Consider the following 16,088-nt stretch of genomic DNA (forward strand, 5'->3'; position numbering starts at 1 on the left):
CGGGGGCTAGTGGTCGGCGCAGCAGTTTTGTTGGTGTTGGAGTTCGAAGGGGATGAGGAGGGCGCCGGCGGAGGGTTGGACCTGGAGGATCAGGCGGCCGTCGCGGCGGAGGGGGCGGAGGAAGTCGAGCGTGTCGATCAAGGTGTCGTCCGCGATCGGGACGCCGCCGATCGCTTCCAGGTGGTCGATACCGCAGCGGACGCGGAGTTCGGCAGCGGGCAGTACGCCGTGCGCCTGCTCGTGACCGGGCCAGCGGACCACGCGTCCCGCCGTACCGAGGGCCGCCTCGACCGCCGCGACGTACGCGCCGCGGACCAGGCGGCTCGGTCCGGCCAGCTCCGGTTCGGACGCGCCGGGGCGCGTGACCGCCAGCCCGACGTTGCGGTCGGCAACCATCGCGCGGATCGGCTCGGCGAGGTCCGCCGTACTCGTGAGTGACACCGCGACATGCGGACGGTCGTCGCCCGACACCATGTGGGTGAGGGCGACGACCGGCTGGTCGACAGCAGCGACCAGGTCGTACACCAGATGATCTGCCGCGGCCGTGTCCAAGCTGTCGGCGTCGACCGCGACGATCACTTCGGCAGCACCCAGATCGGGTTGGTGTAGAACCACAGGTCGACCCACGGATCCGCGTCCCCGACCACGTCGAGCTTCGGACCGGCCGGGTCGACCACCGCGCCGAGGTACCCGGGCTGGCTCCGGTTCCCGTCGGTGCCACGGACCCGCACGTACTGCGCTTCCTCGGCGCGACCGAGCGGATACACCAGCTCGAACGTGCCGCGCTTGCCCGCGGTGTCCCACTGCTTGACGACCCTGGTGTTCGGCGCGGTCATCGTGTCCTTGTCGCCGACCGGCCCGGTGACCGAACCCCGGATCACGTCGACCCGGTTGAGCGCCGGGACGAAGTTCGCCCAGTTCGGGACGGTCTGCGTCGTGATCCGTACGACGAGTTCGATCGGCCGGCCCTTGTGCACGATCAGCGCGCCGCCGAGCGGTTCGCCGTACCGTTTGCCGACCTCACGGACCTCGACCTCGACACCCTTCACCAGCGCGCCGTGGTCGACCCAGACGCGGCCGTGGCGCAGGCCCTCCATCACCGCGAGGTAGTCACGGCGGTCGGCGCCGACGTGGGTGCGGCTGTAGAAGCCCGGCCAGAAGTCGCTCGCGGTGGAGTTGACGGTGTTGCCGTACACCGGATCCATGTACCGGCCGTCGCGGTCGAACTGCTCCTGGCTGGAGCCGTCCGGGCGGCGGGAGGTCTCGTTCCAGTTCACGTGCGAGTCGGAGTTCGCGGTGATCCACCACGGCTTGCCCTCGGCGAGCAGGCTGTCCCACAGGCCGCCGACGGTCGCGGTCATCCAGTCGAATCCGCCCCAGGTGCGGTAGCTCTCGGCCGGGTAGCCGGGGAACGAGTTCGGGTTCGGTGCGTTGCCGTAGATACCGCGGGCGTTCCCCGCGCCGATGCCCTTCGGGAGGCCGCCGGCCTGATGACCGGGTGCGCCCTCGAAGCCGATCGCGATCCGCGGGTCGGCGTCGCGCCAGTTGCGGATCTCGTGCGGGCTGTCGATGCCGTTGCGCGCCGGGTGGTTGGCGAGGAACAGAGCGTCCGCGACCCGGCGCTTGTCGACCTGCTGACCGAGCCACTGGATGCCGGACACCGCGAGCGCCTCGTTGGCCGGCGAGTTGGCGCCCGCGTTGTTCACGCTGCCGTCGTACCCGTTCTCGAACTGCTTCAGGACCTCGACCTCGCGACTGCCCGGCGCGACGAAGACCGTCCCGTGCTCGGCGGCCGGGATGTTCCACTCCAGCCCCTGGAAGATCAGCGTGTCGCGCAGCTCGGCGCGCGCCGCCTTGATCTGCGGGTTGACCAGGTCGACCCCGATCCGCGCGTGCGTCGCGCCACCGTGGTCCGTGATGACCAGCCAGTCCAGCCCGTACGCCGTGGCGTGGCGGGCCTGGTCGATGACGCGGTACAGGCCGTCGGAACTCAGCTGCGTGTGAATGTGGTGATCACCCGCCAGCCACACGGTCGGCCGGTTCCCGTGCTGGAAGATCCACCCGTCCCTGGGCGCCGTCGCCGCCGCGAACTGAGCCCCGGTCACAGCCAGCGCAGCCGTACCCCCGAGAATCCCCGCCGACCGCAACAACGCCCGTCGCGAAACCTCCGCCGGCGACAGATCACTGTCCGGCACCGACTCGTCCAACGCCGCGAGCGTCCCCAGATCCAACTCGGCATTCGGGTGGTGATGGTCGTGCTCGTGCGAGTGCGGGTGGTCGTGCGAGTGATCGTGCGAGTGCCCCATCGACAGTCCTCTCCCAGGCGGATTCGGCGCGATCATCGCCGCCCCCTGTGACCAACAGATGTGCGCCGAATGAACAGAACCAGGCCCACCCCGTAGACAACGGAGAGTGACGGGGCTTCAATGGCTGGCGGGGGGAATCATGAATGGAGAACCATATACACGCACGCATTGTCATCGGCGGAACGAGCGCGGTAACACGACGCTGGCAGCCCTGGGAGGGGTGGCGGTCGGCGTCATCCTGGTGCTGCTGACCTGGCTCGTGGTGCTGATGACGAAGGACGATCCGGCACCACGGGCGGCGGACAACTCGCCGTCGACAGCGGTCGCGACCTCTGCGCCGGTCGCGTCGGCGCCGGTGTCGGTGACCACGAAGACCGTCGTACCGAAGCCCACGGTGAGGGGGACGTCGAACTCGGCGCCGGCGGTCGGAGATGTCCGGTCGTTGCCGGCCGGGTTGTTCTGCCGGGACCTGAAGGCCAAGGGATACAGCTACGTTGCGGCGATCGACTACTGGCGACTGCACGGTCAACCGAACCAGATGGATGCCGACCGCAACGGAATTCCGTGCGAGACGGTATATCCCCGCAGTGACGTCGCCGCGTACTGGGGCGGGCGCGAGATCAGCGGCGTCGTGTACTGGACGGCCGGGTTGTACTGCCGGGACCTGGCCGCGCTGGAGGCCTCGTACGCGGAGGCAGTCAGATATTGGTGGTACTACGGCATGCCGGACCGGATGGATGCCGACAAGAACGGGATACCGTGTGAAACCGTGTACTCGTCTGCAGCAGTCAACGCGTTCTGGTATCCGTGACGCGGCGCCTCTGGGCGGTCTTTCTCGCAGCGCTGGTGGTCGTCACCGGCGGTGGCTTGTTCGCGCTGTCGGCAGCCGGCGGCTTCAACCGCAGTGCACCTACCGCCGACCCGATATCAACCGCATCGACACCACAGCCGGCACGCAGACCGCAGCCGGCCACCGCATCGGCGGCAACGAGCACCACGACGCCGCCGGCCGCGCAGGCGCGACCAAGCACTCCGCCATACCCGAGCAAACCTGCGCCGACGAGGCGGCCTTCCAGCCCTGCGCCTTCGCACCCATCAGCGCGGTATGTGTTTCCCGTCGGTGGTTGCCGGGCGGACGCTTCGCAGAGTCATCATGACTATCCGGCGTCGGACATCTTCGCGCGGGTCGGATGTCTGTTCGTTGCGCCGGTTGATGGGCGGGTCGACGAGGTGACGCGGGTGGACTCGTGGGATCCGGGGACCAATCGCGGGGCTGACCGGGGTGGCCTGTCGGTTTCGGTGGTAGGGGTGGACGGGGTTCGGTACTACGGCTCGCATCTGTCGGCGATCCAGGCCGGGATCGCGCCGGGGGTCGAGGTGCGGGCGGGGCAGCCTCTTGGGCGGACGGGGAAGACGGGGAGTGCGCGCGGGACACCGCCACACCTGCACTTCGGGATCAGTTGGCCGACAGGGCCGAACCGGTGGTGGGTTCGGCGCGGGGCGGTTGCGCCGCAGCGGTTCTTGAACAGCTGGCATGAGGGCGGGCAGTTGTCACCCGTGGCGTTGGTCGCCGCGAGTCGCCGCGCGTACGGCGCAGACCGCGGCTGCCGCTCGTACTGCTGACCGTCGGCACGGTCGCCCGTGGAGGTGAGTCAGCGGGCGCGGCCCTCGTGGAGGGCGGTGATCGACTTTTCGATGCGGCGGGTGCGGGTGGCTTCGGTTTTCGCGGAGGTCACCTGGAGGGTGTGCCACTGGCGGTTGCTGTAGCTGAGGGTGTCCCAGAACGCCTTGGCGTCCGGGTCCGCGGCCAGAGCGGTGGCCAGCGGTTCGGGGATCTCGAGTTCGCGCGGAGCGGTGTCGAGTTCGACGTCGACCTCGAGGACGTCGCCGGGCGTCACGCCGGCCTCGGTACGGCGGTCCGCGCTGAACCCGAGCAGGTACCGGCCGCCCATCCGCGCGATCGACGTACGGAACGTGTACCCGTTGACCGTGACGCTGACCTTCGGCCGGCCGCCGCCACCGAGCGACTCCACGACCGTGTCGGGCACCTCGAAGCCGGCGGTGTTCTTGCCGGTGGACAGCAGTTCGGCGGTGAACTTCATCTGTTCATCATCCGAGCCGAGCAGGTCATGTCGAGAGCCGACAGGCCGTTCCGACGTACCGAGGTCAGAGTCAGGCGGAGAGGACAGATCGTGATTCTCAACAGCATGTTGCTCGGCAGTACGGACGCGGAGCGGTTGAAGGCGTGGTACCGGGACGGGTTCCGGGCGGAGGTCGACGGGTACGGGAACCTCGACCTCGGCGGGTTCGGTCTGGTGATCGAGCAGCGCGACGACGTCGCGGCCAAGAACGCCGAACCGGGACGGCACATCGTGAACTTCGCCGTCGACGACATCCAGGCGGCGGCCGCGCACCTGCGGACGCTCGACGTCGACTGGCTGGTGCACCCGGAGGACCGTGGCATCGGCTGGTTCGCGACGCTGATCGACCCGGACGGTAATTACGTCCAGCTCATCCAGATGAAACCGGAGTACTACGCGCAGAAGTGAAAAACGTTCGCACCGGAGCTGGGGGATCCGGTGCGAACGTGGTTTGTTTTCGTCAGGCGCATTTACAGGGGAGAAATCGGCGGCAAGCGAGGGGCAGAACGCCCGCACTCGCTTGCCGCCGCGTGCTCTTGGAAGAGCACTGCACCGGTTCCTTCGGGTGGTCGAGGTGAGGCGACTCGACCTGGCGACGTTCCGCGTGGGTTGTCTGGTGAGTACGGAACGCGGAAGGGACCGGAGGTTTTCTCAGCGGGGCGCTACGTCCCACATGCGCTCGCCGGGCAGGGGGTCGGGGAGCTTGTCGACGGCGGGCATCGGGTCGTTGGTGACCCGAAGTCCGGCGAACCGACGGCTCATGGCGTCTGCGTACCGCTCGGCCAACGCCGGCTCGGCGTTGTAGTCGGCGATCACGTGCTCACCGAACCAGACACGCACGCGACGACGCGAAATGGTCTGGGTGGCGGTGGCGGTTGTCACTGGTCCTCCTGGCTGATACATCGAGGGTGGACGGCCTGGAAAACGCGGGCGAGCGCGGTGCCGGTGCGCCGTGTTGTGTTCACCGTCACGTCACTTCCAACGGAGGACGCCGAGCCGAGGTCACGCCCGGATCCGGAATTTCTGGCCGACCCACAGAACTTTTTCGGACCCGCCAGGATCCAATTCTTTCGCCACTGTGTTCGATTACCCGAACGGGCCGCGCACGGAGACGCCGCCGTCCAGCACGAGCTGCTGTCCGGTGATGTACGACGCCGCGTCGGAGGCCAGGTAGACCACCGCCCGGGCCACCTCCTCGGAACGTCCGAACCGGCCGACCGGGATCTCCTCGACGACCTCGGCGTCGACTACTGCGTTGGCGACGGCCGTCGCGATCGCGCCGGCCGCGGCGACGTTCATCCGGATCCCGTCCCGCGCGTACTCGGCGGCGACCGTGCGCGCCAGGCTGAGCAGACCGGCCTTCATCACGCCGTACGCCGCCTGTTCGGGCGCGGCCATGAACCCCGTGACGGATCCGACGCTGACGATCGCGCCGCCGGTGCCCTGGTCGAGGAAGACGCGGAGCGCGGCCCGGACCGCGCGGACGACGTACCGGAGGTTGACCTCGTAGATCGTGTCCCAGTCCTCGTCGGCCATCTCGTGCAGCTTCACCGCGGGCACGAACGCGACCTGCCCGCCGACGACGGTGACGAGTACGTCGAGTCCGCCGAGCTGCTCGACCGCGCCCGCGACCATCGCCTCGACGCCGGCCGCCGAGCGGACGTCACCGGCGATCGGGTACGCCGTACCTCCGGCCGCCCGGACCGCGTCGGCGGCTTCGGCCGCACGGTGTGGATCGAGGTCCGCGACCATCACCGCGGCCCCTTCGTTGCCGAAGGCGTCGGTCGTCGCGCGACCGATCCCGCCTCCACCGCCACCGATCACCAGAACTCGTTTCCGCATGGGCGGAGCGTAGATCAGTGATGTCATGAGATTCACAGGGATTCCTCAGGAAAGACACGCCGAACCTGTCAGAACGGCTCCGTACGCTGGGGGACGTGACCATCGAAGACGCTGGTATCAGGCCGCTGAGCAACGGATCCACGGAGAGGGGATCCAAGGACGAGCCGGTCGTGGCGAACGCCCTCGTGGTGCCCGAGCGGGTCATCGGCGGCGTCGTACCGTCTCCCGTGCGGCCTGGTCCGACGGGGATCGCGGCCGTCCAGACCGAGCACCTGATCAGTGACATCGGCGACGCGCTCCGGCTGCTCGACGCGGTGGAACGCGTGCGTGGTCACGCGCATCCGCTGATCCTCGGTCTGCAGGAAGCGATCGGGATCAAGATGCCGGCCGCTCTGGTGCTGAGCGCGATCGCGAACGGCCGCACCACGGCGCACGAGGTCGCGAAGCAGGTGGGTATCACGCCCGGTGAGGCGGAGCTGGCGATCGCCGACCTGGAAGCGCTCGGGATGGTCCGGACCACGCCGGGGCTGATCGTCACGTCGACGGGTCAGGCCCGTCTCTCCCAGCTCGACGGCCTCACCGTCCGGGTTCTGGACGTCGTCACCGGCATCCTCGGCCCGACCGACGCGGCTCATCTGGTCCGCCTCCTGCACACCGTCGCCGACGGCCTCGAGTCCGCCTCGGTGGCGGCCGCAGTGAACCCGACCCTGCCGCAGGTCCTGCACAACTGACCCGAGGCGTGTCGAAAACGGCCCGGCGGTCTCGACGTAGCAGGTGTCGAGTCGATCGGGAGGCATCAGATGTTGAAGGACAGCAAGGCGTTCAGTGGGTTCTCGGTGGATGACCTGGCGCGGGCGAAGGAGTTCTACGGCGCGACGCTGGGGATCCACGTCCACGAGGAGAACGAGTTGTTGCACCTGCGGACAGGCGGCGGGAACACGGTTCTCGTCTATCCGAAGGACAATCACGTGCCGGCGGAGTACACCGTGCTCAACTTCCCGGTCGACGATGTCGAGGCGACGGTGCGGGAGCTGACCGCGCAGGGCATCACGTTCGAGCGGTACATCGACGAGCAGGACGAGCTCGGGATCAACCGTGGACCGGGTCCGTTGATTGCCTGGTTCAAGGATCCGGCGGGGAACGTGCTGTCGATCATTCAGGAGTGAGGGACCGGGTCGTCGTACTGACCTAGGCGGCCGCTGTAGCGCGTGCCGTTCAGGTAGGGCCAGGCGTACGCGGTGCAGCCGTGCAGGCCGAGGGTTTGCTGTTGCATGACCGGCGCCGGTCGGCCAGGGCCCGGGCACAGCTCGTGGCCGCGGCCGAGCCGGTGGCCGGTCTCGTGGTTGACCATGTACTGCCGGTACGTCGTCAGCGGCGCGGCGTAGTTCCGTACGCCGTGCACCCACCGCGCGACGTTCAGCACGACCCGGTTCCCCATCCGGCAGCTCGTGTACCGGTCCGGCCCCGCGCCGCAGAGCAGGTCCCGCGTCGTGGGCGTGACCAGCATCGAGGTGAAATCGGGGCTCGTCCCCGGCCCTACCTGCTGGAACCGCCACAGCCCGCGGGACGCCCACCCCTGGGCCCCGCCGTACGTCGCCCGCACGAACCGCGCGAACCCGGCGCGGTCGATCCCGGTGATTCCGCCCTCGATCGCGATCTGGAACCGCATCAGCTTCCCCGCCCGCCCGATCACCGCGGGATCCCCGGGCAGTACGGCGTACGACCGCGTCCCCGCGACGGGGTAGGAGATCGCCTCCGGAGGCCGCTGCGAGACCACAGATCGTCCCGCCGACCGAGCGGGCTGGGCAGGCTGGTCCGACTGCACCGACGCCGGTACGACGCCACGCCCCGAGTACCCGTGCCGGCCCGCAGGCAGCAGCACTCCGCCCGCGACCACGACTGCGATCGCGACGACAACGGTCTTGCGACGCATCCGGTGAGCTCCTCCCAGCACGCCCGGGCGGGCGCGTTCTCACTCCCTCCTTGCCACTGTGCCCCGAAACCCGCCTCCGACACGAACAGTGCTACGCCCGGGTGGTCCGGAAACGCAGGGTCGGGTACTTCGCTTCGGTGAAGCCGAGGCTGCGGTAGAGGTCGATGCCGTCGTCGGTCGCGTGCAACTCGACCTGGCCGACGCCGGTCTCATCCCGGAACCACTCCATCAACGCACCCACGCACGCCCGCGCCAGACCGCGGCGCCGGAAGTCCGGTTCGGTGCTGACGTTGTACAGGTGGCCGCGAACGGTGGTCAGGTCGTTCGGGCCCGGCGGGTGCGCGTACACGTTGCCGGTCGCGCCCGCGACCACGCCGGCGCTCGGGTCGTCGACGACGTACGCCGCGAACGTGTCCGGCGACGCCAACTGCTCGGTGAACCACTTGAGCGCGGTCACCCGCCACGGGGCGTCCGGTCCGCCGATATCGGTGCCCATCGACGAGATCATCAATCCCCGTAAGCGGACCAGCGACTCCGCGTCAGCGGCTCCCGCTCGTCGTACCTGAATGTCGGTCACTTGGTCGATCATGCCAACTTTTTGCCGGGTCAGTGAATCGTAGGAGTCATGGCCCCGAGCAGAGCGACGCGCGGTACCCGGGCACGTCGGCCGAGTCCCCGCCGACGGTCCGCTCTCGCGGCGCTGGCGATCGCGGTCCTGGGCGTGCTGCTACCCGGTACGGCGTACCTCGTCGCGCGCCGGACCAAACTCGGTTCGACGCTGGTCGTGCTGAGCCTCGCGCTGTACGGCGGCGCGGCGTACGTCGGACTGCGCAAACGGGACGCGGTGATCTCGTGGGCGCTGAATCCGACGTTGCTGAACTGGATGATCATCGGCCTGGCGGTGATCGGACTCGTGTGGATCGTCGTCCTGGTCACGTCGTACAAGATGCTCCGTCCGCTGACCGTCGGCCCGGGATCGCGGATGCTCGGGGCGCTGGTGATCGGCGTGATCTGCTTCGCGATGACGGTGAGTACGGCGACCGGTGCGCAGACGTTGATGGCCCAGCGGAACCTGGTGACGAAGGTCTTCGGGGGCGACGAGACGAAGAGCCGGACGCGGCCGACGATCAGTGCGAAGAAGGACATCTGGCAGCAGTTGCCGCGGTTGAACATCCTGCTGCTCGGCGCGGACGACGGCGAGGGCCGCGGCGGCACCCGGACCGACACCGTGATGGTCGCGAGTATCGATACCAAGACCGGCAACACCTCGCTGATCTCGCTGACCCGGAACTTCATGCGGATGCCGTTCCCGGAGAACTCGCCGCTGCACAAGAAGTTTCCGACCGGGTTCTGGGATCCGAACGGCGACGAGGAGCAACCGGAGTTCTACCTGGACGCGATGTACCGCAACATCCCGAAGCTGTGTCCGGGCTGTGTCGGCCCGTCGGACAACGAGGGCGCGGACATCCTGAAGGTGTCGGTCGGCGAGGCGCTGGGGCTGCAGATCCACTACTACGTGCAGATCAACCTGGCCGGGTTCGCGCAGCTGGTCGAGGCGCTCGGCGGGATCACGGTGAACATCAACTACCCGGTCCCGGTCGGCGGCAACGACGACAAGAAGATTCCGCCGAGCCGGTACCTCGAGCCCGGACCGAACCGGCAGCTGAACGGCACCGACGCGCTCTGGTTCGCGCGCGGCCGGTACAAGGTCCCGACCGCGGACCTCGCCCGCCAGGCCCGGCAGCGCTGCACGATCAAGGCGATCGTCGAACGCGCCACCCCGCAGAACGTGCTGACCAACTACGACGCGATCGCGAAGGCCGGCGAGAAACTGATCCGCACCGACATCCCGCGGAACCAGCTGGGTGCGTTCGCGACGCTGGGAGCGCGGGTGAAGACGGCGAAGATCACCAACGTCGACCTCGACAAGAAGAAGAACTTCCCAACCGGCCGCAACCCGAACTACGCCGGGATGCGCGAGATCGTGGCCAAGGCGCTGAACCCTGCCGCCCGGACGACGCCGATCCCCCGCAAGGTCAGCTCACCCCGGCCGTCCACCGCGACCCAGCCGAAGACCACGCCCAAGCCGGCCGCGGACGACCTGACCTCCGCCTGCGCCTACAACCCCGGTATGCCTGGTTAGAGCTCTAGGCGTAGCGGACGCCGAGGCCGCCGTCGACGGCCCAGTTGGCGCCGGTGACGAAGGCGGCCGCCGGGGACGCGAGGAAGCAGACCACCTCGGCGACGTTCTCCGGCGTACCGATCCGGCCGAGCGGGTGGACGCCGAGTGCCTTCTCGCGTTCGCCGGGGATGGTGTCGAAGAACTCCTCGAGCAGGTCGGTGGAGATGTAGCCGGGGCTGACCGCGTTCACCCGGACGTCGTACTGCGCGACGTCCAGGGCGAGCGAGCGGGTCATGCCGACCAGTCCCGACTTCGCGGCGGCGTACGGGAACATGCCGGCCGTGGTCAGCTTCGAGTGGATCGAGGCGATGTTGACGATCGCGCCGTGCCGGGCGTCGATCATCGGCTGCAGCACCTGGCGGGACATCAGGAACGCGCCCTTCAGGTCGACGTCGAACACGTCGTCCCACTCGGACACGGACATCTTCGCCGGGTCGGCGTACGAGTTCTTGCCGGCGTTGTTCACCAGCACGGTGATCTGCCGGCCGAGGTCGTCGGTCAGCTTGCCGACGGCCTGGCGGACCGACACCTCGTCGGTGATGTCGCCGACGGCCGCGGCCACCGTCGCGCCGGTCCCGGCCAGTTCCGCGGTCGTCGCGGTCAGTTCGTCGGTCAGGATGTCGACGAGCGCGACCGCCGCGCCCTCCTCCGCCGCCTTGACCGCGACAGCCCGCCCGATCCCCCGGGCGGCACCCGTCACCAGCACAACCTCGTTCGCCAACCGACCAGTCACCAACGTCTCCTCAACCTAGACAGTCGAGAACGACCCTAGTCTGAGCAAGCCGTCAGGCCTGAGGAGTGGTCAGGATGCAGAACTGGTTGCCGTCCGGGTCGGCCATCGGGATCGCGTCCGCGCCTTCCTGACCGCTCTCCAGCCGGGTCGCGCCGAGCCCGATCAGCCGCTCGACCTCGGCGTCGACGTCACCGCCGGCGGGGACGACCAGGTCGAAGTGCATCCGGTTCTTCGGCGGCTTCGGTTCCACGGGCGGTCCGCCCCAGGCGATCTTCGGTCCGCCGGACGGCGCCTGGATCGCGGTCTCCTCGTTCTGGTCCCAGACCAGCGGGTAGTCGAGCGCCTTGCTCCAGAAATACCCGACCTCCCGCGTGCCGTCCGAGGCCACCTCGCCGAAGAACGCGGTGTCCGCGAGGAACTTGTTCCCCGCCTCGATCACACAGAACTCGTAGCCTTCCGGATCCGCGAGGACGATATGTCCTTCTTCCGGCTTCTGGCCGATGTCGATGTGCCGGCCGCCGAGCTCGACCGCCCGCGCCACCGTCTCCTGCTGCTGCTCGGGCGTCTCACTGGTCAGGTGGAAGTGGATGTAGCACGGACGATCCCGCTCGACGTCGCTCTGCAGGAACCGCAGCCGAAACGGCGTCTTGGCGTCGGGGAGCAGTTCGGTCGCCCCTGCCTGCTCCCACCCGAGCAGTCCTGCCCAGTACCGCGCCAGCCCGGCGGGATCCTTGGCGTCGACGGACAGTGCATGCAGGCTGATGCTCATCGGATCTCCCAATCGGCCGGGGCTGTCACCGTACGGTGGGGCGGATCAGGCCCGCAAAGCAATTAGCGGACCGACGCCGCAGCGATCCGCGCGTGCTGATCAGCCTGGTCGCGGGACATCGGCTGCCTGAGCAGGACCAGCTGGTGATAGAGCGGCGCGGTCGCGGTCAGCAGGAGCTGATGGGGATCGGTGCCGCCCGGGATCTCGCCGCGCGCGACGGCCCGGCTGACGACCAGCGCGGTGCGCTCGTAGCGGTCCTCCCAGAAGCGGGTGAGTGCGTCGGCGGCAGCCGCCGTACGGAAAGAGGCCGCGATCACCGCCTGGGTGATGGACGGCCGGGCGGTCAGCGCGGCGTGGATCTCACGGTTGACGGCGATGAGATCGCCTTCGAGCGAGCCGGTGTCGGCAGGCTCCCACGCGTCGTCGGCACCGGCCTCGAGCAGGTCGACCAGCAGGCCGGGCACGGTCTTCCAGCGCCGGTAGAGCGTCGTTCGATGTACGCCGGAACGCGCCGCGACCGCGTCGATCGTGAGCCCGTCGTACCCGTGCTCGGCGAGCTCGGACTCCACCGCCGCGAGCACGTCCGCGCGCACCCGGGCCGTCCGTCCTCCCGGCCTGCTTGCGTGCACCTCGGCGATCATGGCATCATCTTAACGCAACGTTCGTCGCATTTAGGGAGTAGCCAGTGATCTTCTGACCCGCCGTTCGCCAACCACGAACCCAGCGAGAGGTCAGGAGATTCCTCATGTCTGCACAGCTGTCCCTGCACGACGTCACCAAGTCCTACGACCACCGCCTGGTGCTCGACCAGGTCACCTGCGCCTTCCCACCCGCGCAGGTCAGCGGCCTGATCGGCGAGAACGGCTCCGGCAAGTCGACACTGCTGCGAATCCTCGCCGGTCTCGAGCCGGCCACGGACGGTACGGCCCAGGCCGCCGGGAGCGTCGGCTTCCTGGCGCAGGACAACCCGCTGCCGCTCGACCTCGACGTTCAGGCGCTGGCCGATCACGCGCTCGCCGACCTGCGCCGGATCGAGGCGCGGATGCGTTCGCTGGAGGCCATGCTCGCCGAGGGACGGGACGACGTCCTGGGCGAGTACGGCGAACTCCAGACCGTCTTCGAGATCCGTGAGGGGTACGACGCGGACGCCCGGTTCGCCCGCGCGACGTACGGTCTCGGGCTCTCCACCTTGCCCGGTGATCGCCGGTTGTCGGAGCTGTCCGGCGGCGAGTTGGCGCGCTTGCACCTGGCCGCCGTACTCGCGTCGTCGCCCGAGATCCTGTTGCTCGACGAGCCGACGAACCACCTGGACGTGTCGGCGGCCACCTGGCTGGAGGACCACCTGCGATCCCGGCGCGGTACGACGGTTGTCGTCTCGCACGACCGCGCGTTCCTGGAGCGGGTCGCCTCGACGCTGTTCGAGGTCGACGGCGACACGCACCGGGTCACGCGGTACGGCAACGGCTTCCAGGGTTACCTGCTCGAGAAGGCGGCCGAGCGGGCGCGGCTCGAACAGGCCCGGCAGCAGTGGGAGGACGAGGTCGCGGAGATGCGCGTACTCGTCCGGACCACCGCCGATCGGGTCGCGTACGGGCGACCGATGAAGGACAGCAACAAGGTGGCCTACGACCGGGCGACCGGTCGCGTCAACGAGGCGGAGCGGAGCAAGATCCGCAACGCCAAGGAACGGCTGCGCCGCCTGGAGGAAGACCCGCCGCCGGTGCCGGCGAAGCCGCTCCGATTCACGGCGTCGATCCGCACGACCGGTGCTCCGGCCGGGCTCGAGGCGGTCGACGTCGCGGTCGCGGACCGACTGCCGCCGACGTCGCTCGACGTACCCGCTGGCGGTCGCGTCCTGCTCACCGGACCGAACGGCGTCGGCAAGTCGACCTTCCTCGACGTCCTCGCCGGTGCGCTCCCGCCGGACTCCGGGTACGTCGAGCGCCACGGACGGATCGGCTACTTGCAGCAGGAGGTGACCGAGGCGCGACCTGACGAAACGCTCCGCGCGGCACTCGCACGGCATCCGGGCGCGGCGGCGCTGGGGCTGTTCCGTCAGGACCAGTTGCAGACACGGGTCGGTGCGTTGTCGACGGGGCAACGCCGGCGGCTCGCGTTGGCACGCGTGCTGACCACGCCGTACGACGTACTGCTGCTGGACGAACCGACCAACCACTTGTCCCTGGTGCTGGTGGAGGAACTGGAGGCGGCGCTGGACCGGTACGCCGGCGCACTCGTCGTGGTCAGCCACGACCGCCGCTTCGCTTCCCGCTGGCGCGGCACCGTCATCGATCTCGAGGAGAGCACCTATGTCAGTCAATGAGTTCACGGTCGACGGCGCGCCGTACGGCGTGGTCGCGGCGGGCGGTGAGGTGTGGACGACGCTCGTCCACACCGGACGCGTCGCGACCGTATCGGGCCGCGTGTTCGACCTCGACGCACCCGGGTCCCGCCCGAGCGTGATCGTCGACGGTCCCGACGACGCCGTCTGGTTCACGCGCAACGGCGACGACCGGATCGGACGGATCGGGTACGACGGAACGGTGTCGGCGATCGAGCTCGCGGGCGCGCCGTACGGGTTGTGCGTCGGTCCGGACGGCGCCTTGTGGTGCACGTTGATGAGCATCGACGCGATCGGGCGGATCACGGTGGACGGCGAGGTGTCGACGTACCCGATCGGTACGGCGGGCGCGTACCCGGGGATGATCACGACGTTCGCGGGTGATCTGTGGTTCACGCTCAACCAGGCCAACGCGATCGGGCGAATGACCACCGGCGGCGAGGTCACGAGCTATCCCCTGCCGACACCCGCCGCGGGTCCGGTCGGCATCAGCGCGGGACCGGACGGCGTCTGGTTCACCGAACTGCTCGCGAGCCAGGCAGGCCGGGTCAGCCTCGATGGGTCGATCTCGGAATTCGCCCTGCCGGCCGATTCGAAGCCTCATGCCGCCGCGGCGACAGCTGACGGTGGCTGCTGGCTCACCCTGTGGGCGGCGGCTGAGCTGGTCCATGTCGATGCCAAGGGCAACATCACCGACCAGGTGGCCTTCGGTGAGGGCGCCGAGCCGCACGGCCTCGACCACGCCGACGGCTCGGTGTGGGTCGCGCTGGAGAAGGGTTCCGTGGCTCACATCCAGCCGGGCGGGTGAGGAGGTTCACTCGGTGGAGGGAGGACACGGGAGCCCGTCCGGGAGCACAGTGGTGATGTGAGCACGGACGTGCAGGTACGGGGACCGCGGGTGCGTGACGTGATCGCGGTCGGTCGCCCGGCGTTCTGGGTGGTGTCGATCGTGCCTTACTACACGGGGATTCTGCTCGCGACGCATCGGCTGATCCCGCCGTTCGAGGAGTGGCCGCGGCTGATCGTCGGGGCGGTCGTGATGGGTCCGCTGGTCTGGCTGGCGGTGCTCGCGGTCAACGACGCGTACGACCTGCCGAGCGATCGGCTCAACCCGCGGAAGGCCAAGTCGCCGCTGCTCGACGGACGGATCACGCTGCGCGCGGCGAAGCGACTGGCGTTCGCGGCGGCCGTGGCGGCGGTCGGGCTGAGTCTGCATGTCGGGATCGTGTTCGCGCTGGGCGTTCTGCTCGCCGTACTGCTCGGGTACGCGTACTCGGTCCCGCCGGTGCGGTTGAAGACCCGCGCCGGCTTCGACGTCGCCGTCAACGCCGTCGCCCTCGGTGCCTTCGGGCCGCTGGCCGGCTGGGCCGCGATCAACCCGGACCTGAGCGACTTCCCGTGGCTGATGGGCCTGCAGGGAACGCTCGCCGCGATCGGCCTCTACCTCCCCACGACCCTCGCCGACCTCGACTCCGACCGGGCCGCCGGCTACCAGACCATCGCAGTCCGCTTCGGCCCGCGCACGACGTACCTGATCGGCTACACCGCCTGGATCGCAGCAGCCGCCCTGTCGGTCGTCCTCGCCGCCACCAACACGATCATCCCCCGCACCATGCTGCCCCTCGAGGTGGTGATGGTCCCGGTCCTGATCGCGGCCTACCGCAAACTCATCGGCCCCCACCAATCCTTCAAAGGCATCATCACCCTCGCCACCCTCTTCCTCCTCCCCTGCGCCACCTTCGCCCTCACGTACACAGGAGTTCTGTAGGCCGTGCACGTGCACGTGCACGGCGGGCAAAGATTTGATCACTGATCTTTACAGCGATGAAACGTTCATGAAC

General features: G+C 68.9%; 19 protein-coding genes. 9 read left to right on the plus strand and 10 right to left on the minus strand.

Translation table 11 applies throughout. The features are described 5' to 3' along the window. Positions 1–6: 6 nt before the first annotated feature. Both E0H50_RS02315 and E0H50_RS02320 read right to left on the minus strand, forming a co-directional pair. A complete protein-coding gene (locus tag E0H50_RS02315) occupies positions 7–579 on the minus strand; it encodes a hypothetical protein (RefSeq protein WP_131284216.1) in 573 nt (190 codons plus the stop codon). After that, a complete protein-coding gene (locus E0H50_RS02320) occupies positions 576–2,306 on the minus strand; it encodes a PHP domain-containing protein (RefSeq protein ID WP_131284218.1) in 1,731 nt (576 codons plus the stop codon). Before E0H50_RS02320 ends, E0H50_RS02315 begins: the two co-directional genes overlap by 4 nt. A gap of 220 nt (positions 2,307–2,526) precedes the next feature. Here E0H50_RS02320 and E0H50_RS02325 point away from each other — a divergent pair, with 220 nt between their 5' ends. Together E0H50_RS02325 and E0H50_RS02330 are read left to right on the plus strand one after the other, a co-directional pair. Beyond that, positions 2,527–3,117: a hypothetical protein gene (locus E0H50_RS02325; RefSeq protein ID WP_131284220.1), complete on the plus strand. Its 591-nt coding sequence runs from the start codon at positions 2,527–2,529 to the stop codon at positions 3,115–3,117. Between the two features lie 296 nt (positions 3,118–3,413). Further along, positions 3,414–3,929, plus strand: coding sequence for a M23 family metallopeptidase (locus E0H50_RS02330; RefSeq protein ID WP_131284222.1), 516 nt, complete (start codon positions 3,414–3,416; stop codon positions 3,927–3,929). A gap of 29 nt (positions 3,930–3,958) precedes the next feature. Here E0H50_RS02330 and E0H50_RS02335 read toward each other — a convergent pair whose 3' ends face one another. Then, positions 3,959–4,408, minus strand: a complete 450-nt coding sequence (locus tag E0H50_RS02335) for a YdeI/OmpD-associated family protein (RefSeq protein WP_131284224.1) — start codon at positions 4,406–4,408, stop codon at positions 3,959–3,961. Between the two features lie 90 nt (positions 4,409–4,498). Here E0H50_RS02335 and E0H50_RS02340 point away from each other — a divergent pair, with 90 nt between their 5' ends. Further along, positions 4,499–4,855 (plus strand): VOC family protein, encoded by a 357-nt coding sequence (locus E0H50_RS02340; RefSeq protein ID WP_238150720.1) that lies wholly within the window; start codon positions 4,499–4,501, stop codon positions 4,853–4,855. 243 nt (positions 4,856–5,098) lie between these two features. Here E0H50_RS02340 and E0H50_RS02345 read toward each other — a convergent pair whose 3' ends face one another. Further along, the gene (locus tag E0H50_RS02345; protein ID WP_131284226.1) at positions 5,099–5,329 is read right to left on the minus strand and encodes a hypothetical protein; all 231 of its coding nucleotides are present in this window, start codon (positions 5,327–5,329) and stop codon (positions 5,099–5,101) included. A gap of 204 nt (positions 5,330–5,533) precedes the next feature. Beyond that, positions 5,534–6,289: an SDR family NAD(P)-dependent oxidoreductase gene (locus tag E0H50_RS02350; RefSeq protein ID WP_131284228.1), complete on the minus strand. Its 756-nt coding sequence runs from the start codon at positions 6,287–6,289 to the stop codon at positions 5,534–5,536. Positions 6,290–6,384: 95 nt separating this feature from the next. On the opposite strand from E0H50_RS02350, the gene E0H50_RS02355 reads away from it, so the two are divergent. After that, complete coding sequence (locus E0H50_RS02355) at positions 6,385–7,020, plus strand: MarR family transcriptional regulator (RefSeq protein ID WP_238150721.1); 636 nt, start codon at positions 6,385–6,387, stop codon at positions 7,018–7,020. 69 nt (positions 7,021–7,089) lie between these two features. Next, a complete protein-coding gene (locus E0H50_RS02360) occupies positions 7,090–7,455 on the plus strand; it encodes a VOC family protein (protein WP_131284230.1) in 366 nt (121 codons plus the stop codon). Here the strand turns inward: E0H50_RS02360 and E0H50_RS02365 are convergent. Then, a complete protein-coding gene (locus tag E0H50_RS02365) occupies positions 7,446–8,222 on the minus strand; it encodes a DUF3152 domain-containing protein (RefSeq protein WP_131284232.1) in 777 nt (258 codons plus the stop codon). The genes E0H50_RS02360 and E0H50_RS02365 overlap by 10 nt on opposite strands. Positions 8,223–8,313: 91 nt before the next feature. Further along, on the minus strand, positions 8,314–8,811 hold the full coding sequence (locus E0H50_RS02370) for a GNAT family N-acetyltransferase (protein ID WP_238150722.1): 498 nt from the start codon (positions 8,809–8,811) through the stop codon (positions 8,314–8,316). 36 nt (positions 8,812–8,847) lie between these two features. On the opposite strand from E0H50_RS02370, the gene E0H50_RS02375 reads away from it, so the two are divergent. Beyond that, entirely contained in the window at positions 8,848–10,365 is a 1,518-nt protein-coding gene (locus E0H50_RS02375) for an LCP family protein (RefSeq protein ID WP_131284234.1), read from the plus strand. Positions 10,366–10,369: 4 nt separating this feature from the next. Here E0H50_RS02375 and E0H50_RS02380 read toward each other — a convergent pair whose 3' ends face one another. The 3 genes from E0H50_RS02380 to E0H50_RS02390 all read right to left on the minus strand — a co-directional run bounded on the left by E0H50_RS02380 (position 10,370) and on the right by E0H50_RS02390 (position 12,547). Next, the gene (locus tag E0H50_RS02380) at positions 10,370–11,137 is read right to left on the minus strand and encodes an SDR family NAD(P)-dependent oxidoreductase (RefSeq protein ID WP_131284236.1); all 768 of its coding nucleotides are present in this window, start codon (positions 11,135–11,137) and stop codon (positions 10,370–10,372) included. A 52-nt stretch (positions 11,138–11,189) separates the two neighbouring features. Next, positions 11,190–11,906 carry a VOC family protein gene (locus tag E0H50_RS02385; protein ID WP_131284237.1) on the minus strand — a complete coding sequence of 239 codons (717 nt, stop codon included), beginning with the start codon at positions 11,904–11,906 and terminating at the stop codon, positions 11,190–11,192. A 62-nt stretch (positions 11,907–11,968) separates the two neighbouring features. Beyond that, positions 11,969–12,547: a TetR/AcrR family transcriptional regulator gene (locus E0H50_RS02390; protein ID WP_131284238.1), complete on the minus strand. Its 579-nt coding sequence runs from the start codon at positions 12,545–12,547 to the stop codon at positions 11,969–11,971. A 104-nt stretch (positions 12,548–12,651) separates the two neighbouring features. Here E0H50_RS02390 and E0H50_RS02395 point away from each other — a divergent pair, with 104 nt between their 5' ends. Genes E0H50_RS02395 through E0H50_RS02405 form a run of 3 tightly spaced genes read left to right on the plus strand, consistent with a single transcriptional unit; the run spans position 12,652 to position 16,015 of the window. Next, positions 12,652–14,229: an ABC-F family ATP-binding cassette domain-containing protein gene (locus E0H50_RS02395; RefSeq protein WP_131284239.1), complete on the plus strand. Its 1,578-nt coding sequence runs from the start codon at positions 12,652–12,654 to the stop codon at positions 14,227–14,229. Beyond that, positions 14,216–15,055 (plus strand): Vgb family protein, encoded by an 840-nt coding sequence (locus E0H50_RS02400; protein ID WP_131284240.1) that lies wholly within the window; start codon positions 14,216–14,218, stop codon positions 15,053–15,055. The genes E0H50_RS02395 and E0H50_RS02400 overlap by 14 nt, the downstream gene beginning before the upstream one ends. A gap of 57 nt (positions 15,056–15,112) precedes the next feature. Further along, positions 15,113–16,015 (plus strand): UbiA prenyltransferase family protein, encoded by a 903-nt coding sequence (locus E0H50_RS02405; RefSeq protein ID WP_131284241.1) that lies wholly within the window; start codon positions 15,113–15,115, stop codon positions 16,013–16,015. Positions 16,016–16,088: the final 73 nt, after the last annotated feature.

Origin of the sequence: Kribbella sindirgiensis, assembly GCF_004331435.1 — a bacterium.
In the GTDB taxonomy this organism is placed as follows: domain Bacteria; phylum Actinomycetota; class Actinomycetes; order Propionibacteriales; family Kribbellaceae; genus Kribbella; species Kribbella sindirgiensis.